Origin of the sequence: Saccharopolyspora halophila (assembly GCF_039531955.1) — a bacterium.
GTDB classification, from domain to species: domain Bacteria; phylum Actinomycetota; class Actinomycetes; order Mycobacteriales; family Pseudonocardiaceae; genus Saccharopolyspora; species Saccharopolyspora halophila.
The window spans coordinates 1-23,680 of the sequence record NZ_BAAARA010000013.1 but is presented as its reverse complement, the minus strand read 5'-3'; the positions used below and the strand labels follow the sequence as shown (position 1 = coordinate 23,680).

Sequence of the window (23,680 nt, the reverse complement as noted above, 5' to 3'; positions counted from 1 at the left end):
TGCGGTCCCCTCCTTGTGTATGGGGCCAATACGCGGCGTCGGGGCGTCCTCACCCAGAAAGCCGCTCAGAACCCGCGGCGGTGCCGGTTGCTCGGGTGGGGTTTCGGCTCGCGCTTCGCGCGTGCGCCTTGATCAACTGCGCGTGCGGAGCGGTGAGCTTCTCAGGCGGGTGCGGTGAGGTGGTCCTTGCCGTGCCCGTTTTGTGCTGGGTCGCCCCGGGTCGGCTGTTCGCTGCTTGACCTCTACCCTGGTCGCGTGGGTGTGCAGTCCGTTTTCGACAGGTTGGAACCGTTGCTGCCTCGGGTCTCCAAGCCCGTGCAGTACGTGGGTGGCGAGCTCAACGCGACGGTCAAGGAGTGGGACGACGTCGCCGTCCGGTGGGCGCTGATGTATCCGGACGCCTACGAGGTCGGCCTGCCCAACCAGGGCATCCAGATCCTCTACGAGATCCTCAACGAGCAGGACGACGTGCTGGCCGAACGCACCTATTCGGTGTGGCCGGACCTCGAGGAGCTGATGCGGGAGAACGGCATCCCGCAGTTCACCGTCGACGCGCACCGGCCGGTCGGCGAGTTCGACGTGCTGGGCGTGAGCTTCGCGACCGAGCTCGGCTACACGAACCTGCTCAGCGCGCTGGACCTGGCGGGCGTCCCGCTGCACGCGGTGGACCGCGAGGACGACGCGCCGATCGTGCTGGCGGGCGGGCACGCCGCGTTCAACCCCGAGCCGATCGCCGACTTCGTGGACGCCGCGGTGCTCGGTGACGGCGAGGAAGCCGTCCTGGAGATCACCGACGTCATCCGCCGCTGGAAGGCCGAGGGGCGGCCCGGCGGCCGCGACGAGGTGCTGCTGCGCCTGGCCGAGTCCGGCGGCGTCTACGTCCCGAAGTTCTACGACGTCGGCTACGGCGACGACGGGGCCATCGCCGAGGTCGTGCCGAACCGGGAGCGCGTGCCCTACCGGGTCTTCAAGCGCACCACGATGGACCTGGACGAGTGGCCGTACCCGAAGCAGCCGCTGGTGCCGATGGCCGAGAGCGTGCACGAGCGGATGAGCGTGGAGATCTTCCGCGGTTGCACCCGCGGCTGCCGCTTCTGCCAGGCGGGCATGATCACCCGTCCGGTGCGCGAGCGCTCCATCGAGGGCATCGGCGACATGGTGCAGCGCGGGCTGGAGAACACCGGTTTCGAGGAGGTCGGCCTGCTGTCGCTGTCCTCGGCCGACCATTCCGAGATCGCCGAGGTCACCAAGGGCCTGGCGGACCGCTACGAGGGCACCAACACCGGTCTGTCGCTGCCGTCGACCCGCGTCGACGCGTTCAACATCGACCTGGCCAACGAGCTCTCCCGCAACGGTCGCCGTTCCGGCCTGACGTTCGCGCCCGAGGGCGGCAGCGAGCGGATCCGGCGGGTCATCAACAAGATGGTCTCCGAGGAAGACCTGATCCGCACCGTCTCGGCGGCCTTCGCCAACGGCTGGCGCCAGGTCAAGCTCTACTTCATGTGCGGGTTGCCCACCGAGGAGGACTCCGACGTCCTGCAGATCGCCGAGATGGCCAAGGAGGTCATCCGGGCGGGGCGCCAGGCCTCCGGCCGCAAGGACATCCGGTGCACGATCTCGATCGGCGGGTTCGTGCCGAAGCCGCACACGCCGTTCCAGTGGGCGGCGCAGACCGACCCGGAGACGGTGGACGACCGGCTGCGTAAGCTGCGCGAGGCGATCAACTCCGACCGCTCCCTGGGCCGCAACATCGGCATGCGCTACCACGACGGCAAGCCCTCGATGATCGAAGGCCTGCTCTCCCGCGGTGACCGGCGGATCGGCCGGGTCGTCGAGCAGGTGTGGCGCAACGGCGGCCGGTTCGACGGCTGGAACGAGTACTTCTCCTACGAGCGCTGGGTCGACTCCGCCGCCGAGGCCCTCGAGCCGTTCGGCGTCGACCTGGCCTGGTTCACCACCCGCGAGCGGGTCGAGGGCGAGATCCTGCCCTGGGACCACCTGGACTCCGGGCTGGAGAAGGAATGGCTGTGGACCGACTGGCAGGACGCCCTGGAGGCGCGCGAGCAGGACGACTGCCGGTGGACGCCGTGCTTCGACTGCGGCGTGTGCCCGACGATGGGCACCGACATCGAGGTCGGCCCGACCGGGCGAAAACTGCTGCCGATTTCACCGGTCGGCCAGGGATCGCCGGTTCGGAACTCGGCCTTCTCCGAGGGCTGACCTGCGCGTTCGCGCGTGTCCTCCCGGCCACGCGCGGGCGCGCGAGCGAGCGCGTTCGCGGTACGGTTTCGAACGAGAACATCCCGTGGGTGTTGTCACACCACGGTTGAGCAAGCAAGCATCGGGATCGAAGCGGTCCGGCGGCCGCTGAGCACGATCCATGGTCGGGGAGGGCATTCTGAGTCGGCGAGATCACCCCAATCCTTCGGCGCCGCCGGTGCAGAAGCTGCGGCTGCGCTACGCCAAGCGGGGCAGGCTGCGCTTCACCTCGCACCGCGACGTTGCGCGCACCTTCGAGCGCGCGCTGCGCCGCGCGGGGGTTCCGATGGCGTATTCCCAGGGCTTCAGCCCGCACCCGAAGGTCTCCTGGGCCGGTGCGGTACCCACCGGAGTGTCGAGCGAGGCCGAATACCTCGAGCTGCAGTTAGTCGAGGTGGTCGACCCCGAGGTCCTCCGCGCCGAGCTGGACGCGGCGCTGCCGGACGGGGTCGACGTGCTCACCGCGACCCCGGCCAGCCCCGGCGCGCTGGCGGACAGGTTGGAGGTCAGCCGGTGGCGCATCGACCTGCCCGACACCGATGTGGCGGAGCTGAGCGCGGCGGCCGAGAAGCTGATGGCCGCCGAGGAAGCCCTGGTGGAGCGCGCGACCAAGGACGGTCGCCGGACCATCGACGCTCGCGCCGCGCTGCTCTCGGCCGAGGTGCTGGAGGGTCCGCGGCCGATCGCGGAGCGTGATCAAAAACGATCCACCACCGCCCGGGTGGACGATTGGCCCGGAGCGTCCACACCGTATGGGATACTCGTAACGGTCGTGCGGCAGACAACACCGGTCGTACGACCCGACGACGTACTGAGCGCCCTGCGTGTCGTCGCCGATCTGGCACCGTCGGCCGCCGTGAGCGCGACCCGGCTGGAGCAGGGTCGGCTCGACGACGGGGGAGGCATTGCCGACCCGTTGGCCCAGGACTCAGGCGGCGACCGGACTCCGGCGGGAGAGCCCGCGGCCGGGTGACGGATGCCGCGTCGTCGACCCGCCGTTCGACTTCCCAGGCCGACGGGCCCGGGGCGGAGGGACCCACGAAGAATTGCCGTCACCCGAGGGTGGCGGAAACTAAAAGATCGCACATGCCTCTGTGCGGCCGCGTCCACCCGGACGCGCCCGGGGGCGGAGGAGCCGGATGTTGAACATGGATACGCCCGCTGGAAACACCAGCGGGCAGTCGCCCGCACCTACCCAGGGGTCGCACGACTCTATTGAGTTGCCCGCGAAGCTCCGGGTCCACGCTCTCGCCAAGCTGCTGGGCGCCAGCAGCCGCGAGATCATCAAAACTCTGGAGGAGATCGGCCAACCGGTTCGCAGCGCCCAGTCGAACATCAACCGGGAGGTCGCCGTGCAGGTCGTGCAGGCGATGAGCCCGGAACTGGTGGACGAGTCCGCGGCCGAGGCCGCTGCGACGGACGAGGCCTCGGGTACCGCCGCGACGGTCCCGGAGGCCGCCGAGCAGTCCTCCGCCGCGCAGCAGCCCGAGCAGCCGCAGCCCGAGCAGCCGCATGCCGGGAGCGCCGAGCCCGAGCAGGCCGACGAGTCGACCGGGGTGCCCGCCGCCGACTTCACGCCCGCGCCGTCGGCCGACGCGGAGCCCGCGGCCGGGCTCTCGCCGGTGTTCGCGGCGCCGGAGGCGATGTTCCTGGCCCCGACGCAGGCCGACCCGGTCAAGCCGGCCGCTGAGCCGGAGGCCGCACCGGAACAGCCCGCCACCGAGGCCGAGCCGGAGGCCGAAGAGCAGGCCGAGACCGAGCAGACGGCTGCGACCGAGGGCGGCGACTCCGAGGACGACAGCAGCGAGAGCGCTAGCCGTCGCCGTCGTCGCCGCGGGCGCCGCGGTCGCGGCCGCGGCCGGGGTGGCGAGGACGGCGAGTCCGGTGGCGAGGAGGCCGCCGAGACGTCGTCCGACGAGACCAAGGCGGAGGAGGCCCAGGAGGTCTCCGCGGACAAGTCCGAGGAGACCTCGGGCGGCGAGTCCGAGGGCCAGGGCGAGGGCAGCCGCAGGCGCCGTCGTCGCAGGCGCCGCAAGGGCACCTCCGACGAGGAGAGCAACGCCAACACGCGCGAGGACGACCCGCCGAACACGGTGGTGCACGTCCGCGAGTCGCAGCCCGAGGGCAACAACAAGGACTCCAGCAGCGACGACGAGGTCCGCGCGATCAAGGGCTCGACCCGCCTGGAGGCCAAGCGGCAGCGCCGCCGGGACGGCCGCGAGGCCGGTCGTCGTCGCGCGCCGGTGCTCTCCGAGTCGGAGTTCCTGGCCCGCCGCGAGTCGGTGGACCGCAAGATGGTGGTCCGGCAGAGCGGCGAGCAGACCCAGATCGCGGTGCTCGAGGACAACGTCCTCGTCGAGAACTTCGTGACCTCGTCGGGCTCCGGCTCGCTGGTCGGAAACGTCTACCTGGGTCGCGTGCAGAACGTGCTGCCCAGCATGGAGGCCGCCTTCGTCGACATCGGCCGGGGCCGCAACGCGGTCCTCTACGCCGGTGAGGTCGACTGGGACGCCGCCGGGCTGGCGGGCAAGGCGCGCCGCATCGAGCAGGCGCTGCAGACCGGCGACAGCGTGCTGGTCCAGGTCACCAAGGACCCGGTCGGGCACAAGGGCGCCCGGTTGACCACCCAGGTGAGCCTGCCGGGCCGCTTCCTGGTCTACGTGCCGGGCGGTGGAGCCACCGGCATCAGCCGCAAGCTGCCGGATAACGAGCGCAAGCGGCTCAAGGAGATCCTCAAGCGGATCGTGCCGGAGAACGCCGGTGTGATCATCCGCACCGCCTCCGAGGGGACCAGCGAGGAAGCCCTCGACCGCGACGTGCGGCGGCTGCAGGCGCAGTGGGAGGTCATCAAGGAGAAGGGCGAGGTCCCCAACGCGCAGGCCCCGCAGCTGCTCTACGAGGAGCCGGACCTGCTGATCAAGGTCGTCCGCGACCTGTTCACCGAGGACTTCTCGTCGATGACGGTCCAGGGCGACGACGCCTGGCAGACCATCGAGTCCTACGTGCAGCACGTCGCTCCCGACCTCGCGCCGCGGCTGGACAAGCACGTCGGCAAGAACGACGTGTTCACCGAGAAGCGGATCAACGAGCAGATCGCCAAGGCGCTGGACCGCAAGGTCTGGCTGCCCTCCGGTGGTTACCTGGTCATCGACCGCACCGAGGCGATGACGGTGATCGACGTCAACACCGGCAAGTTCACCGGCTCCGGGGGCAACCTGGAGGAGACGGTCACCCGCAACAACCTGGAGGCGGCCGAGGAGATCGTTCGCCAGCTCCGGCTGCGCGACATCGGCGGCATCATCGTCATCGACTTCATCGACATGGTCCTGGAGTCCAACCGCGACCTGGTGCTGCGCAGGCTCACCGAGTGCCTGGGCCGGGACCGCACCCGCCACCAGGTCGCCGAGGTGACCTCGCTGGGTCTGGTGCAGATGACCCGCAAGCGGGTCGGCACCGGTCTGCTGGAGGCATACAGCAGCAGCTGCGAGCACTGCCGCGGTCGTGGCCTGATGGTCTCCACCGAGCCGATCAACCACCAGCACGGCAACGGTGGTGGCGGCAACGGTTCCTCCTCGGGCGGCAACGGCGGTGGCGGTCGGCGCAACCGCAACCGCGGCAAGCAGCAGGACCAGGAGCCGCAGGAGACGCCGAAGTCGGACAAGTCCGATTCGAAGTCCGAGGCGAAGACCGAGGCGAAGTCCGAGGCGAAGACCGAGGCGAAGGCCGACCAGCCGAAGGACGCGCCGAAGGCCGAGCAGTCGAAGTCGAAGGACACGTCGAGGGCGGAGCGCAAGGCCGAGCGGAAGGCCGAGGCGAAAGCCAAGTCGGAGCAGAAGCCGGAGCCCGCTGCGGAGCCCAAGGCTGAACCGGTCGCCCAGCCCGAGCCCGCTGCGAAGCCTGAGCCCGCCGCGAAGTCGGAGCCCGCTCCGAAGTCGGAGCCCGCCGCGAAGTCGGAACCCGTCGCCAAGGCCGAGCCCGCGGAAGCGTCCAAGCAGGCCGCGCCCGCGGAACCCGCCGGGGATGCTTCGGCCGAGACGGCCGGTGACCAGGGCAACGGCGCGCGCCGCCGCCGCAAGGTCACCAGGAGCACGGTCAACACCGGTTCCTCGGCGGCTCCGATGGTCGTCGCCAAGCCCGCCGAGCCCACCCAGTCCGAGGACAGCGGCATGCCGGAGGTCGCACCGGCCGCGCCGGTGCGCCGGACCCGCCGGAAGGTCTCCCGCCCGACCGGGCACTGACCCCGCGACGCACCCGGGGATGGCCGATTCGTTCAAGAGCGGATCGGCCATCCCCGTTTAGCGTTCGGGACATGACTCGTTGCACCACCGAACGCCTGGCCGCCGCCGAGCGGTTCATCTGGCTCACCGCCCGGGTCCTGGAACAGCGCCGCTTCGAACACCTGCACGCCGACGGGAGCGCAGCGGCCGTGCGCACCGCGCTGGAGGCGTACCGCTGCGCGGACGGGGGCTTCGGCTACGGTCTCGAACCCGACGCCCGGGGACCGGTCAGCCAGCCGCTGCAGGCGTGGACCGCGCTGATGATCCTCGACGAGATCGGTCAGTGCACCGGCGCGGCCGCTCACGAGATCTGCGACTACCTGGCCGGGATCACCCGCCCGGACGGCGGCGTGCCTGCGGGCGACGTCCGGCTGGCGGGCTACCCGCACGCGCCGTGGATGCCCGCGGCCGAGGAACCCGAGGGGAGCCTGCTCAGCACCGCGCTGCTGGCCGGGGTGCTGCACCAGAACCGGATCGAGCACCCCTGGTTGGCGGGCGCCGACGAGTTCTGCTGGTCGGTGATCGACTCCCGCACCGAGACGCACCCCTACGAGGCGCGGGCGGCGGTAGCCTTCCTGGACCGGGTGCCGCAGCGGGAACGGGCCGCTGCGGCGGCGGAGCGCTTCGGCGAGATGATCCGGGAGGCCGGGTACGTGCTGCTCGACCCGGACCACCCGGAGCGGGCCAACGTCGCGCCCGGGTACGCCTCGGGCGAGGTCCCGGGGCCCTGCGAGTACGCGCCGGAACCGACCAGCCTGGCGCGTGCCTGGTTCTCCGACGAGGAGATGGCCCGAGGGCTCGATGACCTGGCCGCGCAGCAGCAGGACGACGGCGGCTGGCCGATCTCCTGGCTGGAGTGGGCGCCGGGAACCGCGCTGGAAGGCCGTCCCAAGGTCACTCTCGACGCTCTCCGGACGCTGCACGCCTACGACTGACCGAAGTACCGGCGCGGCGTCACTCCGGAGAGGCGGCGGAACTCGCGGCCGAGGTGCGCCTGGTCGGCGTAGCCCGCCTCGGCGGCCGCCCGGGCGAGCGGGGCGCGCCGACCGAGCCGGATGGCGCGCTGGAACCGCAGCACGCCGACGAGCGTGCTCGGCCCGTACCCGACGGCGTCCACGATCCGCCTGCGCAACTGGCGTTCGGAGAGCCCGAGCCGGGCGGCGAGCCCGGCCACCGACGGCGGTCGCGGCCGGTCCAGCGCGGTCACCGCGATGCCGACCGCTCGATCCGGTTCCCGCTCGGTCAGCCGCTGGCGCGCGAACCCCTCGAGCAGCGCGCCCGCGCGATCGGGTTCGGCTCCGATCCGCTCGGCCAGCGCGCGCAGCCGGTCGCCCCAGAGCTCGGTTCCGTCGAGGTGCAGGTTCCGGGCCTCAGCTGCGGGGACCCCGAGCAGCAGCGGAGCCGCTCCCGGGCGCACGCGGATCCCGAACAGGTTTCGGCCGGGCTCCAGCGCGCTCGTCCAAGGACCGGTGTCCGGTCCGGCGATCTCGAACCGCCCATCGCGCCAGATCAGGTCCGCGCATCCGTCGGGGACCACGAGCTGATTCCCGCCGGCCGCACCGGCCCCGTGCGTCCACACGCACGAGACGAACGCGCGCAGCGCGGCCTCCGGAGCCCACTCCCGATACCCGGTCACACCAGGATTCTCGCGCGGGGACGGTTCCGGTCCCAACCGCCGGCCTCCCGAGACCGCGAAAAGGGCCGGCGCCCCAGGTGGGGTGCCGGCCCTTTTCGCTGCGCGGACCTAGTTCTGGTCCTCCTTGTCGTCGAACTGCGGGATGTCCGTGCGGTCGTCCGACGAGGGCATATCGCCCGGCAGGGTGACCGCTTCGGGGAGCTTGCCCGGGGACCACAGGCCCCAGTGGGTTGCCCGGTGTTCGTGCAACGCCGTCTCCGCGGGCAGTGCCTCCGGGCTGTAGCGGTGCAGGACGTACAACGAGCCCCAGTCCTTCTGCGGATCGTTCTTCAGGTACGTCGGCAGCAGCTGGGCGCTGGTGGCCACGCTCAGCCAGCCGAACGGCCCGCCCGCGTCCGGCGCGGACCAGCTCTGACCGGTGTCGCGGACCTCCTCACCGCCCGAGACCCGGAACTTCGGCAGCTCGGCGATGCCGTCGTAGATGCCGGAGATCTTCAGGCACGGGTGCACCAGGCCGGCGGGCCACTCCACGAACGTCGGCTCGTCGCCGATGAACTCGGTCATCTGGGTCAGCTTCGGCACGCGCGGAGCGGTGACCGCCAGCCAGCCCTCCTGCCCGAGCGCCTGGTCGACGATGACGAGGCGGACCTTGGTCGCGCCCTCGGCTTCCTGCCCGAGCATGTAGCGGCTCTCCCGCCAACCGGGCGGTGGTCCCTGGACCAGGGGTGCCCGACCGGTGATCTCGAACCCGCGCGGGGTGTCCTTGCCGAACTCGTACATCAACGAGTTCGCCCCGGTCTCCTGGCCGGCCAGGCTCAGCGCCAGCGGGGACTTGTGCTCCAGCGCGGCCTTCGGGATGTCGTACCACGGAGTGCGCACCTCGCCGGTGTTCATCCCGGCCTTGTCGAAGCTGCCCCAGACCGGCGCTTCCGGGCCGCCGAACTGGTTCGGCGGGCGGTAGCTGATCGCCTCCGGGTCGGATTCGTCGGTGGGCGGCACACCGGGGTCGGTGAAGCCCTCCTGCTTGGGCTGCAGGTACTGGTTGGCGTCCTCCTTGCCCTCCAGCCGCTTCGGCGGCTCGCTGCTCGGCGTGGCCGTGGCCGGTTGCGCCGCCGAGACCGGCAGCACGCCCTGGCGCGGGTCGGTCTCGACGCCGACGTGATCCGACAGGCCGCAGCTGCTCTGGGTGATCTGCTTGAAGTTGGAGGAGGCCAGCGTGTAGCCGTCGCCCTGCTCCACGATCGCCTTGCCGAACGCGGCGAGCTCGCCGAGCACCAGCAGCGCGCACAGCACCGACAGCGGGGCGGTGCCCAGCCGCAGCGCGCGGACGCCCTGCTCGTTGCGGTCGAAGCGCTCGTCGACGACCTTCGGGTTGTCCTCGTCGATCCGCAGGTGCTCGATCATCGCCAGCACTGCCGTGATCCCGGCGCAGGCCAGCAGCAGACTGCTGGCCTGGTACCCCTTGATCGACGGCGGCTTGTCGAACCACGGCACGCCCCAGCCGGAGACGTACCACCAGGCGTTCGGCCCGGTCGCGGCCAGCGCCAGGATGATCAGCAGTCCGGTCACGAAGATCAACCGATTGCGCCGGGAGCGCAGCACCGTGCTGCTGGTGGCCAGCGCGGTCAGCGCCGCCAGCGACCCGCCGAAGGCGGCGAAGATGCCGAAGTGGTGGGTGTGCTTGGTCGGCGTCAGCGCCAGCACCACGAAGCAGCCAGCGCACACGGCCAGCAGGCGCCTGCTCGGCCCGAGGCTCGCGCCGCGGATGCGGTTGCGCCGCAGCAGCACGACCAGGCAGGTGGCCAGGCACAGGATCACCAGCAGCACCGGGAACCGGCGGGTCATCGAACCGTCCGCGCTCTGGCTGAACAGCAGGCTGTAGCGGCTGAGCTCCTCGTACCAGTGGCCGTTGGGGCCGAAGGTCGTCTTGAGCTCCATCGCGTCCATGACCGATTGCCAGGTCTGGTCGTAGAAGACCAGGGTCAGGATCACGAAACCGGACACCGAGAACGGAGCCAGCACCGGGAGCCAGCCGAAGTCGCGCGCTCGCTTGCGCAGCATCCGGTACAGCGGTTTGAGACCGGCGATGTAGGGCACCACCGCGACCAGGCCGTGCGGGTTGACGCCCACCGAGAGCGCGGCGGCCACCAGGCCGAGCGCGGCGGGCATCATCCGGCCGGTGCCGATCGCCCGCTCGACCGCGCACAGCGCCAGCAGCGAGAACAGCACCACGACCGGCTCGGCGCGCAGGCCGTTGTTGTAGGGCAGCCAGAAGGCCAGGAACACGCCCGCGGCCGCCCAGCCCGCGGCGTTGCTGCGCCGGACCTGCCTGCCCAATCTGGGCAGCACCTCGCGGCTGATCAGCATCCAGCTGATCATGCCCATCATCAGGGCGGGCAGGCGCACCCACGGCGTGGCCGTGGAGACCCGCACCCACAGCGAGTAGATCTCGTAGAACCAGCCGAACGGTGATTCGGGGTTGGCGAACCACCGGAAGTAGTTGGTGACGTAACCGGCGCTCTGCTCGGAGCGCACCATGCTCAGCACGTAGCCGTCATCGGAGGTCATGGCCCCGATCAGCCACCAGATGCCGAGCGCGGCGAACACCGAGACGTCGCGCAGCGTGGGCTTCCACCAGCGCAGCGGAGCCAGTCGGGGTGGCTTGCGCCCGGCCAGCCGGTCCAGCTTGCCCAGGCAGATCATCGCGCCGATGAAGGAGGCGATGGTGAGCGCGATGACGACGGTCTTGAGCGGGGTCGCCCAGGAGCTGAACCGGTTGTCCACCCGCGCCTGGAAGTCGAGGCCCTCGACGTCGTCGACCTGGTCGTCCAGCGAGGAGTAGATGCCGGTCAGCTGCGGCCGCTGGTCACCGGTGACGTTGGCCCACCGGGTGCCGTCGACGTGCGCGCTGGTGCCGCTCGCGTCGGAGTGCAGCTTGATGGTGCATTCGCCCTCGGGCAGCTGCGTGGTGCTGATCTGCTGGCCCTTGGAGTACAGCTGCGCCTGACCGTTCTCGACCTGCAGCGTCAGGCCGGTCAGGTTGCCGTAGTCCGAGGTGGGCGGGTTGGTGCTCAGCAGCAGGCCCGGTCTCTCGCTGCGCGCGTCCAGGCTGTGCGCCGAGGCGCACGGAACCTTCGCGTCCAGCCACACCGGGGAGTAGGCCTCCAGCGGGGCCGAGACCGCACGGGTCCCGCCTTCCGCGGTGGGCCACTTCAGCGTCCCCACGTTGTGGGTGACCGGGAGGAACGGGACCAACAGCGCCAACGCGGTGCCGATCAGCCCCAGAACGGAGGCGATCAGCCGCAGTTTCTTCGCCGACTCATGGTGCACGGGGGAACCATACGGGCGGTGACGGCCCGTATTCGGCTGCCCCCTGGACGCGCGCAACACACGATCGGGTAATGCGCAACGCGGTCGTCAGGGCTCCGTTACCAGCCCGTTTCCAATAACTGCGTTGAGTGTCGTCCGGATGGGTGGGTGCCGTTCACCCGATGGTCGAAGCCATCACACCCCGTTTCCGGACGCACGGGTACGAAGTGGAATCGAGCCGACGATTCGGGCGAGATCATCAGTGTGGCACATACCGCCCGCGGGGTGCTCGGGTGCGCGTGTCCACCTGCTGTTCGGGCGATTCATCCCCTCGCCGGATCGGCCCGCCCGGCGCGTCGCCGGTCGGGCGGCGGGGGTGGTTTGATGATCGGGATCGACGCGCCGTATGCTGATCCGGCTCGCTCATCGAGCGCGGGACCGATCTCCGGTCCCTCTCGCAGGTGGACGCCCCGCGACGAGGGTGAAAACCCGGACTGTATGATGGGTGAGAACTTCTCGCCGCCGGACGGGCGGAGAGACTAAACGCCTGTTTCGAGTGCGGTAGTCCTCGTGATCATCGCGATGAGGCAGGAACCCACCGAGACGCTGCACCGACGGCGTGGTAGGAAATCTCGTCCGCGTGGACGAGGTGGACGTCCGCCGTAGACCTGGTGAAGTAGCGAAACCGAGCAGCAGGAGACTTCCGACTCATGTACGCGATCGTCAAGACCGGCGGCAAGCAGTACAAGGTGGCTGTCGGAGACGTCGTCGAGGTCGAGAAGCTCGATGGCGAGCTGGGCACCGAGGTCACCCTCCCGGCGCTTATGGTCGTCGATGGCTCCGCGGTCACGACCGACGCCGACGCCCTGAGCAAGGTGGCCGTGACCGGCAAGCTGGTCGAGCAGACCAAGGGCCCCAAGATCCGCATCCACAAGTTCAAGAACAAGACCGGATACCACAAGCGGCAGGGTCACCGTCAGAAGCTGACCCGCGTTGAGGTCACCGGCATCAACAAGTGAGGACCTGAGTAGTCATGGCACACAAGAAGGGCGCATCCAGCTCTCGGAACGGCCGCGACTCGAACCCCAAGTACCTCGGGGTGAAGCGCTTCGGCGGCCAGGTTGTCAATGCCGGCGAGATCCTGATCCGTCAGCGTGGCACCAAGGTTCACCCGGGCCTGAACGTCGGCCGGGGCAAGGACGACACTCTCTTCGCGCTGGAAGCCGGTACCGTCGAGTTCGGACGTTACCGCGGCCGCAAGGCCGTCAGCGTGTCGCCGGTCGAGGCCTGATCCGGCTCTCGACAGCGAACTCTTCCCGAAGCGAGGGGCGGACACCGGTTCATCCGGCCGCCCCTCGCTTCGTGTGTTTCGGGGTGCGCGGGTCCGATGTGACGCGTGTTGCCTCGTGCGCGCGACCGGTAAGCGCAGTGGCGTTCGCGCTGTTGAAATCAGTTCCAGACCAGCATGTCCGCCGGGTGCGAGCTCGGCTTGATCCTCCTGGAGGCATACGTGTCGCGGTTCGTTGACCGCGTGACCATCTCCGTTGCAGCGGGCAACGGAGGCAACGGGGTCGCATCGGTGCACCGGGAGAAGTTCAAGCCGCTGGGCGGCCCGAACGGCGGCAACGGCGGTCGGGGTGGCGACGTTCGCCTGGTCGTCGATCCGGGCGTGCACACCCTGCTGGACTTCCACTACCGGCCGAACGCGCGCGCCGAGAGCGGCAAGCGCGGCGAGGGCGGTCACCGCAACGGTTCGCAGGGCGAGGACCTGGTGCTGCCGGTGCCGGACGGCACGGTCGTGCTGACGCCGGAGGGCGAGGTCCTGGCCGACCTGGTCGGTCCCGGCACCACCTTCGTGGCCGCCGCGGGCGGTCGCGGCGGCCTGGGCAACGCCGCGCTGGCCTCCAAGGCGCGCAGGGCCCCGGGCTTCGCGCTGCTGGGCGAGCCGGGCGAGGAGCTCGAGCTCGTGCTCGAGCTCAAGTCGGTCGCCGACGTCGGCCTGCTCGGTTTCCCCTCGGCGGGCAAGTCCTCGCTGATCTCGGTGCTCTCGGCGGCCAAGCCGAAGATCGCCGATTATCCGTTCACCACGCTGGCGCCCAACCTGGGCGTGGTCACCGCCGGCGAGACGGTGTTCACCGTCGCCGACGTGCCCGGCCTGATCCCCGGCGCCAGCCAGGGCCGCGGCCTCGGCCTGGACTTCCTGCGCCACATCGAGCGCTGCGCCGTGCTGGTGCACGTGGTCGACTGCGCGACGCTGGAACCGGGCCGCGATCCGATCTCCGACGTGGACGCGCTCGAGACCGAGCTCGCCGAGTACACCCCGGCGCTGGCCGAGGAGATGGGCGGAGCCGACCTGGCGGATCGCCCGCGCATCGTGGTGCTGAACAAGCTGGACGTGCCGGAGGCCAGGGAGCTGGCCGAGCTGGTGCGCGCCGACATGGCCGAGCGCGGCTGGCCGGTGTTCGAGATCTCCACCGCATCCCACGAGGGACTTCGCGAGCTCAGCTTCGCGATGGCCCGCGAGGTCGAGGCCTACCGCGAGACGCTGCCCGAGCCAGAGCCCGCGCGCGTGGTCGTGCGCCCGACCGCGGTCGACGGCGGCGGTTTCACCGTCGAGGAGGACCCCGAGCTCGAGGACGCGTTCGTCGTGCGGGGCGAGAAGCCCGAGCGGTGGGTGCGGCAGACCGACTTCAACAACAGCGAGGCCGTGGGCTTCCTGGCCGACCGGCTCGCCAAGCTCGGCGTGGAGAACGAGCTGGCCAAGCGCGGTGCCGAGCCGGGAAGTCAGGTCACCATCGGCAACATGACCTTCGACTGGGAGCCGTCCACCCCGGCGGGCATGGCCGCCCTCTACGGCACTCGCGGCGAGGACGGGCGCCTGGAGGAGGACGACCGCGTCCGGGCGCACGAGCGCAAGGCTGCCAAGCGGGCCCGGCGCACCTCGCTGGACGAGTTCGGCCGTTACGTCGGGGACGACGGCGAGGAGGTCGACGAGGAGGACGACCAGTGACGACGTCGCCTACGCGGCAGGCGGTCGCCGACGCGCAGCGGATCGTGGTCAAGATCGGCTCGTCCTCGCTGACCACCACCAAGGGCGGTTTGGACGCCGAGCGGCTCACCTCGCTGGTGGACACCGTGGCCAAGCGGGTCGCCGCAGGCGGCCAGGTGGTGCTGGTGTCCTCGGGTGCGATCGCGGCGGGCATCGCGCCGATGGGGCTGAGCCGCAAGCCCAAGGACCTCGCGACCCAGCAGGCCGCGGCGAGCGTCGGCCAGCTGACCCTGGCGCACGCCTACGCCGCCTCGTTCGCGCGCTTCGACCTCACCGTCGGGCAGGTGCTGCTGACCGCCGATGACGTGGTGCGGCGCGGCAACTACCGCAACGCGCAGCGCACCTTGAACCGGTTGCTCGGGCTCGGCGTGGTTCCGGTGGTCAACGAGAACGACACGGTCGCCACCTCCGAGATCCGCTTCGGCGACAACGACCGGCTCGCCGCGCTCGTCTCGCACCTGGTCGGTGCCGACGCGCTGGTTCTGCTGTCCGATGTGGACGCGCTGTACGACGGCGATCCGCGCCGGAGCGGAGCGAAGCTGATCAGCGAGGTGAACGGCGCCGCCGACATGGTCGGCGTGGACGCGGGCAGCACCGGCTCATCCGGACTGGGCACCGGCGGCATGGCCTCCAAGGTCGCGGCCGCGAAAGTCGCCTGCACCTCCGGTATTCCGGTGCTGCTGACCTCCTCGGACAACGCCGAGCACGCGCTCGGGCCGGCCGACGTGGGCACGGCGTTCGCCGCCACCGGAACCCGGTTGTCCGCCCGCCGCTTCTGGCTGGCCCACGCGGCCGGTGCCAACGGCCGCCTCTGGATCGACGAAGGCGCGGTCGCGGCGGTGGTCAAACGCCGCCGCTCGCTGCTGGCCGCGGGCATCACCGCAGTCGAGGGCGCTTTCGACAGCGGGGACGTCGTCGAACTCCTCGACCCCGAGGGCAACGTGGTGGCCCGCGGCGTCGTCGCCTACGACGCCGAAGAGCTCCCCACGCTCATCGGTCGCACCACGCACGACCTCCCGCCCGAACAACGCCGCGAGGTGGTCCACGCCGACGACCTAGTAGCCCGCAAGTAACCCTCCCTCCGGAGAAGGCCTCCCGTCCCCAGCGGTGTCGGCGGCGGAGACGACAGTTTTGCCTAAAACTGTCCGGACATTTCGGGCGCGGGGCCCTCACAGTTTTAGGCAAAACTGTCGCCCCCTCCGGCAGGACTGTCACCGGAGCTCGGTGGCGCGGGTCTCCGGGAGGGTGCGGATGACGAAGAAGGCGACCGCCGCGCCGACCGCGACGTACCAGAAGTAGACCGAGGCGAGGTCGAGTCTCGCGAAGCCCTGGATGACCAGCGGCGCCGTCCCGCCGAAGATGGCCACCGTCAGGTTGTACCAGGCGCCGATGCCCAGTCCGCGCAGTTCGGTCGGGAACAGCTCGGACATGACAGCCGGGGCGATCGAGGTCATCGCCGTGTACAGGCCGAGTCCGATGACGAACACGACCAGCAGGTTGCCGAGCCCTGGTCGGACCAGTGTGGACAGCGGCACGACCAGGATCGCGGTCGCCCCCGACCAGATCAGCAGCTGCGGCTTGCGGCCGTAGCGGTCCGAGAGCACGCCGAGCGGGTACTGCAGCACGACGAACAGCGCGGTCGCGATCGACAGCGCCAGGAAGACGTCGGTGGCATCGGCCCCGCGGGTCTCGACGGCGAACGGGGTCAGCGCGCTGAAGAACGTGTAGTAGCACAGCGTCGAGAGCATCGTGAATCCCACGAGCTGCCCGACGGCCTTCGGGTGATGCCGCAGCGTCAGCCACAGCGGGTTCTTCAGCTGCTCGGCCTTGGTCTTGTTCTCCTCGAACTGCTCGGTCTCGGCCAGCGTGGTGCGCAGCCACATGCCCAGCAGCCCGAGCAGACCGCCGATGACGAACGGGATCCGCCAGCCGTACGAGCTCAGCGCCTCCTCGCTGAGCGCCGAGCTCAGCACGAAACCCAGCACCGAACCGACCAGCACGGCCGAACCGGTGGAGATGTAGAAGAACGAGGAGTACCGGCCGCGCCGCGCCGGGGGCGCGATCTCGGCCAGGTAGGCCGAGGCGTTGGAAACCTCGCCGCCCAGCGACATCCCTTGCCCGATCCGCGCGAGCACCAGCAGCAGCGGCGCGAACCAGCCGATGCTCTCGTAGCTCGGCAGGATCCCGATGATCATCGACCCGCCGGCCATCAGCGTGATGGTCAGCAACATCGCGGTCTTGCGCCCCCGAAGATCCGCGAACCGGCCGAGCACCCAGCCGCCGAGCGGGCGGAAGAAGAACGCCAGCGCGAAGGTGGCCAGGGTGTTGATCAGCGCGAACTCGCCGGGGAAGAACGCCGAGGCGAAGTACACGCTGAACGCGGTGTAGATGGTCCAGTCGTACCACTCGATCGCGTTGCCGATGCTCGCGGCGACCAGCGTCCGAACGGGAAGTCTGTGCTCGTCGGTCTTCTCAGGGCCCTGGACCATCGCAACCTCCGGACATCCACCAACGGGGTGCGCACACCGTAGGCCCCCGACCGAGGGATCGGAAGATCCCAAGGCAACCGGAAGCGAAAGCGACGACAGTTTTGCCTAAAACTGTGAGCTTCCCGCGCCGAAAGGTCCGCACAGTTTTAGGCAAAACTGTCACTCACGACTCGCCGGCATGAGGTGGGTCGCTAGTTGGTCGTCGCGAGGGTGAAGGGGAGTACCGCCGGTGCTCCTGCTTGGCGGAGGAGGCGGCCCGCGACGGTGATCGTCCAGCCGGTGTCGGCGTAGTCGTCCATCAGCAGCACCGGTCCGTCCACATCGGACAACTTCGCCGCCAGCTCGTCGTCGACCTTGAACTGCCGCCACAGCGAGGCGACCCGCTGCGCGCCGTTCGTCGCGCGCTGCGGTGTGGTGTTCGGGTTCGTCAGCACCTCGCCGAGCAGCGGCAACCGGCCGATGCTCGCGATGCGCTCGGCGAGGCTGCGCACCAGCTTGGGCCGGGTCCGCGAGCCCAGGGCGACCACGCCGACCGGGCGCTGCTCCCACTCCCAGGCTGCCAGGACCTTGACCCCTGCCTGGAACAGGTCTTCCGGCAGTTCCTGGTCCGCCGCCCCGGCTGCCAGCAGTTCGCGCAGCCGGTTTCCCCAGCCGATGTCGGTGAGCCTGCCGATCGCCCGTCCGCTGGTGGTCTGCTCGTCGGCGGGAAGCTTGCCGGAGACCTCGACGCCCAGCGAGGACATCCCGCTGGGCCACATCTTGCGCGGCGAGAGCTCCACGCCCGGGCGCTGCAAACGTTCCCGGGCCTCCTGCACGGCCTGCTCGTCGACCTCGCTGGAATAGCCGGAGCCGGTGCAGTTGTCGCAGCGCCCGCACTCGGCGGCGTACGGGTCGTCGAGCTGGCGGCGCAGGAACTCCATCCGGCACTGGCCGGTGGCGATGTAGTCGAGCATCGCCTGCTGCTCGGACTTCCGCTCGGCTTCGATGCGCTGGTAGCGCTCGGCGTCGTACTGCCACGGTTCACCGGTCGGCTCCCAGCCGCCCTTGACCCGCCGCACCGCGCCGTCGACGTCGAGGACCTTGAGCACCATGTCCAGCCTGCTGCGGCCCAGTTCCACGTGCGGTTCGAGCGCGGCGGTCGACAGCTTGCCGTGCTGCTCCAGCGCCCCGAGCACCGAGCGCACCGTGGATTCCGGCGGGAAGGCCAGCGAGGCGAAGTAGCTCCAGATGTCGCGGTCCTCCGGCCCGGGCAGCAGCAGGACATCGGCCCGCCGCACGCCGCGGCCCGCGCGGCCGATCTGCTGGTAGTAGGCGATCGGGGAGGAGGGCGCGCCCAGGTGGACCACGAAGCCCAGATCCGGCTTGTCGAAACCCATGCCCAGCGCGGAGGTCGCCACCAGGGCCTTGACCTCGTTGTTCAGCAGGTCCGACTCGGCCTGCTCGCGTTCGGCCGGATCGGTGCGGCCCGAGTAGGAGGCCACCGCGTAGCCGCGTTCGCGCAGGTAGGAGGTGACCTCGTGGGCGGTGGCCACGGTCAGCGTGTAGATGATGCCGGAACCGGGGAGCTCGTCGAGGTGCGCGGCCAGCCAGCCCAGCCGGGCCTGCGCCGTGGGCAGCTGCACCACGCCGAGCCGCAGGCTCTCCCGATCGAGGGTGCCGCGCAGCACCAGGGTCTCCTGCGGGTCGGTGAACTCCCCGCCGACGCCCAGCTGCTCGGAGACGTCGGCGACCACCCGGTCGTTGGCCGTGGCCGTGGTGGCCAGCACCGGAACTCCCTCGGGGAGCTCGGTGAGCAGCGTGCGCAGCCTGCGGTAGTCGGGGCGGAAGTCGTGGCCCCAGTCGGAGATGCAGTGCGCCTCGTCGACCACGAGCAGGCCCGCGTTCTGGGTGAGCTCGGGCAGGATCGTGTCCCGGAAGTCGGGGTTGTTCAGCCGTTCCGGGCTGACCAGCAGCACGTCCACCTCACCGGCGGCCACGCGCTCCTCGATGTCCTCCCACTCCTCGGGGTTGGCCGAGTTGATCGTCGCGGCGTGCACCTCGGCGGCTGCGGCCGCCTCGACCTGGTTGCGCATCAGCGCCAGCAGCGGCGAAACGATCACGGTCGGCCCCTCGCCGAGCTCGCGCAGCAGCGCGGTGGCGATGAAGTACACCGCCGACTTGCCCCAGCCGGTCCGCTGCACGACCAGCGCCCGTCGCCGCTGCAGCACCAGGGCGCGGATCGCCGCCCACTGGTCCTCGCGCAGCTCGGCGTCCGGGCCGGCGAGCGCCCGGAGTCGTTCCTCGGCCATTTCCCGCAGGGCGTCCTCATCCACGCGCCCGTTCCTACCGGACGTGCTGAGCGCTGTTCCGGCGGGGGCGCGTCCCGCGTGTCGGAAATCCGCTTCGGGGTATTGCGCCGAACGGATTACGCTGGGGTGCGTGACCGCCACCGAGACCCTCACCACCCCCGAAATCACCCGTGATGACCTGCGCGAACAGGTCCGCGACGCGGCCCGGCGCAGCAAGCGGGCCGCCGCCGACCTCGCGCTGCTCAACCGCGGGGCCAAGGACGACCTCCTGCACGCCATGGCCGATGCGCTCGTCCGGCGCGCCCCGGAGATCCTCGCGGCGAACGAGCGCGACATCGCCGCGGGCCGGGAGTCCGGCCTGTCCGAGGCGCTCATCGACCGGCTTTCGCTGAGCACCGGGCGAATCGAGGCGATGGCCGACGGGCTGCGCACCGTCGCGGGCCTGCCCGATCCGGTCGGCGAAGTGCTGCGCGGACAGGTCCTGCCCAACGGGCTGCAACTGCGCCAGGTGCGAGTTCCGCTCGGCGTGGTCGGCATGGTCTACGAGGGCCGCCCGAACGTGACCGTGGACGCCGCCGGACTGGCCCTGAAGTCGGGCAACTCGGCGCTGCTGCGCGGTTCCTCCTCGGCGAAGCACTCCAACTCCGCCGAGGTGGCGATCCTGCGCGACGTGCTCGGCGAGTTCGAGCTACCGCTCGACGCGATCCAGCTGCTGCCCAGCGAGGACCGGGCCTCGGTGCAGCACCTGATCACCGCGCGCGGCCTGGTCGACGTGGTCATCCCGCGCGGCGGTGCGGGGCTGATCCAGGCCGTGGTGGAGAACGCGACGGTGCCCGCGATCGAGACCGGTGTGGGCAACTGCCACGTCTACGTCGACCGCGCCGCCGATCTGGACACCGCGCTGGAGATCCTGCTCAACTCCAAGGCCCGGCGCACCAGCGTGTGCAACGCGGCCGAGACCTTCCTGGTGCATGCCGAGGTGGCCGAGGAGTTCCTGCCGCGCGCGCTCGCCGCGCTCGCCGAGGCGGGCGTGACCGTGCACGGCGACGAGCGCGTCGTGGCCGTGGGCGGCGCCGACGTCGTGCCCGCCACCGCCGAGGACTGGGACACCGAGTACCTCTCGCTGGACATCGCCGCGAAGGTGGTCGACTCGCTGCCCGCGGCCGTCGAGCACATCCGCGAGCACAGCTCCGCGCACACCGAGGCGATCGTCAGCGACGACTACCGCGCCACCCAGCAGTTCACCGCCCAGGTGGACGCGGCCGCGGTCATGGTCAACGCAAGCACCGCCTTCACCGACGGCGGCGAGTTCGGGATGGGCGCCGAGATCGGCATCTCCACCCAGAAGCTGCACGCCCGCGGGCCGATGGCGCTGCCCGAGCTGACGTCCACCAAGTGGATCGCCTACGGCGACGGCCACGTGCGCCCCTCGGGGAGTTGACGTGACGGAGGCGCCGCGCCGCAGGAAGGATGCGGCCGCCACCAAGGACGCGCTGCTGCAAGCCGCCTCGGAGCTGTTCTCCGAGCGCGGCTTCAGCGCGACCACGGTGCGCGACGTCGCGACGCGCGCCGGGGTCAACCAGGCCCTGCTGTTCCGCTACTTCGGCTCCAAGTCCGAGCTGTTCGCATCGGTGCTGGCGCACAACAGCGCCCGGATGGTCACCGAAGTCCCCGCCGAGGAGCTGCCGCGCAGGCTGCTCTCGGATCTGCTGTCGGCCGAGGAGCGCAACGGCGAGCACCCGATCGTGGCGATGCTGCGGTCCTGGAGCGATGAGCGCGCCGCCGACCTGCTGCGCGACGAGCTCGGCGCCCGCTACACCGCGCGGCTCGCCGAGCTCTCCGAGGCCGAGGACGCCGAGCTGCGCGCCGATCTGGTGCTGGCCTGGATGTTCGGCATCGGCATGGTGCGCTCGGTGCTCGGCAAGAGCCCGCTGGCCGAGGCGGATCCGGAGCAGATCACCCGATACGTCAATCGGGCGACCGCTGCGCTGCTGGCCGGAACGGACCTTTCGGACGATCAGTAGAACGCGCATGCGCAGCGCTTCGCGGCGGCGTACGGTGACCATGTAAGCAACTGCTTACATGAGGAGTTCACCGGGAGCTGCGCATGACCACCACAGAGCCGCGGACCTATCCGTTCAACAGCGCCGAGGCGCTGGATCTCGACCCCTTCTACGCTCAGCTGCGCAAGCAGGAACCGCTCTCGCGAATTCAGCTTCCCTTCGGCGAGGCCGCCTGGCTGGCCACGCGCTACGAGGACGCCAAGGTCGTGCTCGGCGACCCGCGGTTCTCCCGCGCGGTGGCCGTCGACCGGGACGAGCCCCGGCTGCGCACCCGGAAGTCGATGAGCGGCGGCCTGCTGTCGATGGACCCGCCGGATCACACCCGGCTGCGCCGCCTGGTCGCCAAGGCGTTCACCGGCAGGCGGGTTGAGAAGCTGCGCGCGCGCACCCAGGAGATCGCCGACGGCCTGGCCGACGAGATGATCGCCAAGGGTGCTCCCGCCGACCTGGTCGAGGATTTCGCGCTGCCGTTGCCGATCACGGTGATCTGCGAGCTGCTCGGCGTGCCGTTCGACGATCGCGCGGACTTCCGGGTCTGGTCCGACGCGTTCCTGTCCACGACCAAGCTCACCCCCGAGCAGGTCACCGACTACATGGAGCGGATGTGGGCCTACATCGCCGGGCTGATCGAGCAGCGCCGCCGCGAGCCCGCCGATGACCTGATCACCGCGCTGATCGCCGCCCGCGACGAGGAGGACAAGCTCTCCGAGGACGAGATGGTCCAGCTGGCGGCCGGAATCCTGGTCGCGGGACACGAGACCACTGCGAGCCAGATCCCGAACTTCACCTACGTGCTGCTGACGCACCCCGAGCAGCTCGCGCAGCTGCGCGCGGACCTGGAGCTGATCCCGCGCGCGGTCGAGGAGCTGATGCGGTTCGTTCCGCTGGGCGTCGGCGCCGGGTTCCCGCGCTACGCCACCGAGGACGTCGAGCTCGGCGGCGTGCAGGTGCGGGCGGGGGAGCCGGTGCTGGTCAGCGTCGCCTCGGCGAACCGCGACGAGTCGGTCTTCGAGAACCCGGACCAGCTCGACTTCGCCCGCGAGGAGGCCTCGCAGATCGGGTTCGGCCACGGCCCGCACCACTGCCTGGGTGCCCAGCTGGCGCGGATGGAACTGCAGGTCGCGCTGCGCACCCTGCTGACCCGGTTGCCCGGCCTGGACTTCGCGAGCGCGCCGGAGCGCGACGTCGACTGGAAGACCGGGATGCTCGTCCGCGGGCCGCAGCGGATGTCGCTCTCGTGGCAAGGGTGACAAGTGATCTCGCTCATACAAGAATGATGACGGCCAAGAGCGAAGGAAAGAGGTTCACCATGAGCTGGTCGATCGCGATCGACGACCAAACCTGCATCGGATCGGGCATGTGCGCGGGCGTGGCGCCGGAGCACTTCGAGCTGGTCGACGGTTACTCCGTGGCGAAGAAGGGCCGCATCGAGCCTTCCGATGACGTCGTCGACGCTGCCGAGTCCTGCCCGGTCGAGGCGATCCTGGTCAAGGACGTCGACTCCGGGAAGGTCGTCGCACCGGAAGAGTGACCGGCGTCACGCTCCTTCTCGCGTCATTGGCCTCACTCCTTCGGGTCTCCCCGGTGCGCGCCTGAAACAGGGCAGCGCCCGCGACCCGAAGGTGGGCCCCCAGCCGCCGGAGGGTTGCGCAGGGTCTCGGGGCCGGTTCGAGGGGGAGCTGGAGCCGGCCCCGAGATCGGCGCGCGGGGCCTCGACGTGAGGTGGCGGGGTGCTCACGTCGAGGCCCGCTACCTCTCGTGTTCCCGGGCACCTCCGGGTGCCCCGCCGACCCGCTCGATCTCCCGGTTTGACTAGGGTTGCTAGCTATGTCTCGCCGTCGGATCGGGGTCATGGGTGGCACCTTCGATCCCATTCACCACGGGCACCTGGTCGCAGCCAGCGAGGTGCAGGCGCAATTCGGCCTGGAGCAGGTCGTGTTCGTGCCCACCGGGCAGCCCTGGCAGAAGAGCCACGAGGTGGTCAGTCCCGCCGAGGACCGCTACCTGATGACGGTGATCGCCACCGCATCCAACCCGCGGTTCCTGACCAGCCGGGTCGACGTGGACCGCAAGGGCCCCACCTACACCGCCGACACGCTCCGCGACCTGCACGCCGAGTTCCCGGACGCGGAGCTGTACTTCATCACCGGCGCCGACGCGCTGGAACAGATCCTCTCCTGGCACCGGATCGACGAGATGTTCGAGCAGGCGCACTTCATCGGCGTCACCCGCCCGGGATATTCGCTGGAGAGCGACCACCTGCCGGACGGTTCGGTCTCGCTGGTGGAGATCCCGGCGATGGCGATCTCC

The 23,680-nt window shown here is 70.4% G+C and carries 17 protein-coding genes; 13 read left to right on the top strand and 4 right to left on the bottom strand.

Annotation, left to right across the window (positions count from 1 at the left end; genetic code table 11):
* Positions 1-255 precede the first annotated feature (255 nt).
* From ABD289_RS17935 to ABD289_RS17920, 4 genes are all read left to right on the top strand, one after another.
* Positions 256-2,220: a TIGR03960 family B12-binding radical SAM protein gene (locus ABD289_RS17935; RefSeq protein ID WP_344133787.1), complete on the top strand. Its 1,965-nt coding sequence runs from the start codon at positions 256-258 to the stop codon at positions 2,218-2,220.
* 217 nt (positions 2,221-2,437) lie between these two features.
* Positions 2,438-3,232, top strand: a complete 795-nt coding sequence (locus ABD289_RS17930) for a TIGR03936 family radical SAM-associated protein (RefSeq protein WP_344133784.1) — start codon at positions 2,438-2,440, stop codon at positions 3,230-3,232.
* Positions 3,233-3,398: 166 nt separating this feature from the next.
* Complete coding sequence (locus ABD289_RS17925; RefSeq protein WP_344133781.1) at positions 3,399-6,497, top strand: translation initiation factor IF-2 N-terminal domain-containing protein; 3,099 nt, start codon at positions 3,399-3,401, stop codon at positions 6,495-6,497.
* A 71-nt stretch (positions 6,498-6,568) separates the two neighbouring features.
* Positions 6,569-7,471 (top strand): hypothetical protein, encoded by a 903-nt coding sequence (locus ABD289_RS17920; RefSeq protein WP_344133778.1) that lies wholly within the window; start codon positions 6,569-6,571, stop codon positions 7,469-7,471.
* Here the strand turns inward: ABD289_RS17920 and ABD289_RS17915 are convergent.
* Together ABD289_RS17915 and ABD289_RS17910 are read right to left on the bottom strand one after the other, a co-directional pair.
* Positions 7,462-8,172: a helix-turn-helix domain-containing protein gene (locus ABD289_RS17915; RefSeq protein ID WP_344133775.1), complete on the bottom strand. Its 711-nt coding sequence runs from the start codon at positions 8,170-8,172 to the stop codon at positions 7,462-7,464. The two genes, ABD289_RS17920 and ABD289_RS17915, sit on opposite strands and share 10 nt — an antisense overlap.
* Positions 8,173-8,280: 108 nt before the next feature.
* Positions 8,281-11,502 carry an arabinosyltransferase domain-containing protein gene (locus tag ABD289_RS17910; protein WP_344133772.1) on the bottom strand — a complete coding sequence of 1,074 codons (3,222 nt, stop codon included), beginning with the start codon at positions 11,500-11,502 and terminating at the stop codon, positions 8,281-8,283.
* 689 nt (positions 11,503-12,191) lie between these two features.
* On the opposite strand from ABD289_RS17910, the gene rplU reads away from it, so the two are divergent.
* From rplU to proB, 4 genes are all read left to right on the top strand, one after another.
* On the top strand, positions 12,192-12,500 hold the full coding sequence (gene rplU / locus ABD289_RS17905) for a 50S ribosomal protein L21 (protein WP_344133769.1): 309 nt from the start codon (positions 12,192-12,194) through the stop codon (positions 12,498-12,500).
* A gap of 14 nt (positions 12,501-12,514) precedes the next feature.
* Complete coding sequence (gene rpmA / locus ABD289_RS17900; RefSeq protein ID WP_344133766.1) at positions 12,515-12,772, top strand: 50S ribosomal protein L27; 258 nt, start codon at positions 12,515-12,517, stop codon at positions 12,770-12,772.
* A gap of 207 nt (positions 12,773-12,979) precedes the next feature.
* Positions 12,980-14,491: a GTPase ObgE gene (obgE, locus tag ABD289_RS17895; protein WP_344134042.1), complete on the top strand. Its 1,512-nt coding sequence runs from the start codon at positions 12,980-12,982 to the stop codon at positions 14,489-14,491.
* Positions 14,488-15,603, top strand: coding sequence for a glutamate 5-kinase (proB, locus tag ABD289_RS17890; protein WP_344133763.1), 1,116 nt, complete (start codon positions 14,488-14,490; stop codon positions 15,601-15,603). The genes obgE and proB overlap by 4 nt, the downstream gene beginning before the upstream one ends.
* 138 nt (positions 15,604-15,741) lie before the next feature.
* Here proB and ABD289_RS17885 read toward each other — a convergent pair whose 3' ends face one another.
* Positions 15,742-17,019 carry an MFS transporter gene (locus tag ABD289_RS17885; RefSeq protein WP_344133760.1) on the bottom strand — a complete coding sequence of 426 codons (1,278 nt, stop codon included), beginning with the start codon at positions 17,017-17,019 and terminating at the stop codon, positions 15,742-15,744.
* Between the two features lie 191 nt (positions 17,020-17,210).
* A complete protein-coding gene (locus ABD289_RS17880) occupies positions 17,211-19,331 on the bottom strand; it encodes a RecQ family ATP-dependent DNA helicase (protein ID WP_344133757.1) in 2,121 nt (706 codons plus the stop codon).
* A gap of 106 nt (positions 19,332-19,437) precedes the next feature.
* Between ABD289_RS17880 and ABD289_RS17875 the strand changes: the two genes are divergently transcribed.
* The 5 genes from ABD289_RS17875 to nadD form a co-directional block, all read left to right on the top strand.
* On the top strand, positions 19,438-20,748 hold the full coding sequence (locus ABD289_RS17875; RefSeq protein WP_344133754.1) for a glutamate-5-semialdehyde dehydrogenase: 1,311 nt from the start codon (positions 19,438-19,440) through the stop codon (positions 20,746-20,748).
* 1 nt (position 20,749) lies between these two features.
* A complete protein-coding gene (locus ABD289_RS17870; protein ID WP_344133751.1) occupies positions 20,750-21,331 on the top strand; it encodes a TetR/AcrR family transcriptional regulator in 582 nt (193 codons plus the stop codon).
* 83 nt (positions 21,332-21,414) lie between these two features.
* Entirely contained in the window at positions 21,415-22,620 is a 1,206-nt protein-coding gene (locus tag ABD289_RS17865; RefSeq protein ID WP_344133748.1) for a cytochrome P450, read from the top strand.
* 59 nt (positions 22,621-22,679) lie between these two features.
* Complete coding sequence (locus ABD289_RS17860) at positions 22,680-22,901, top strand: ferredoxin (protein WP_344133745.1); 222 nt, start codon at positions 22,680-22,682, stop codon at positions 22,899-22,901.
* Positions 22,902-23,197: 296 nt separating this feature from the next.
* A partial coding sequence (gene nadD, locus ABD289_RS17855; protein WP_344133742.1) for a nicotinate-nucleotide adenylyltransferase occupies positions 23,198-23,680 on the top strand: 483 nt, incomplete at its 3' end.

Bases quoted from the DNA above. Each gene is read 5' to 3' on its own strand.
- ABD289_RS17920 (WP_344133778.1), top strand. From the start codon at position 6,569: ATGACTCGTTGCACCACCGAACGCCTGGCCGCCGCCGAGCGGTTCATC.
- ABD289_RS17860 (WP_344133745.1), top strand. From the start codon at position 22,680: ATGAGCTGGTCGATCGCGATCGACGACCAAACCTGCATCGGATCGGGC.
- ABD289_RS17925 (WP_344133781.1), top strand. From the start codon at position 3,399: ATGTTGAACATGGATACGCCCGCTGGAAACACCAGCGGGCAGTCGCCC.
- rpmA (WP_344133766.1), top strand. From the start codon at position 12,515: ATGGCACACAAGAAGGGCGCATCCAGCTCTCGGAACGGCCGCGACTCG.
- ABD289_RS17865 (WP_344133748.1), top strand. From the start codon at position 21,415: ATGACCACCACAGAGCCGCGGACCTATCCGTTCAACAGCGCCGAGGCG.
- rplU (WP_344133769.1), top strand. From the start codon at position 12,192: ATGTACGCGATCGTCAAGACCGGCGGCAAGCAGTACAAGGTGGCTGTC.
- ABD289_RS17885 (WP_344133760.1), bottom strand. From the start codon at position 17,019: ATGGTCCAGGGCCCTGAGAAGACCGACGAGCACAGACTTCCCGTTCGG.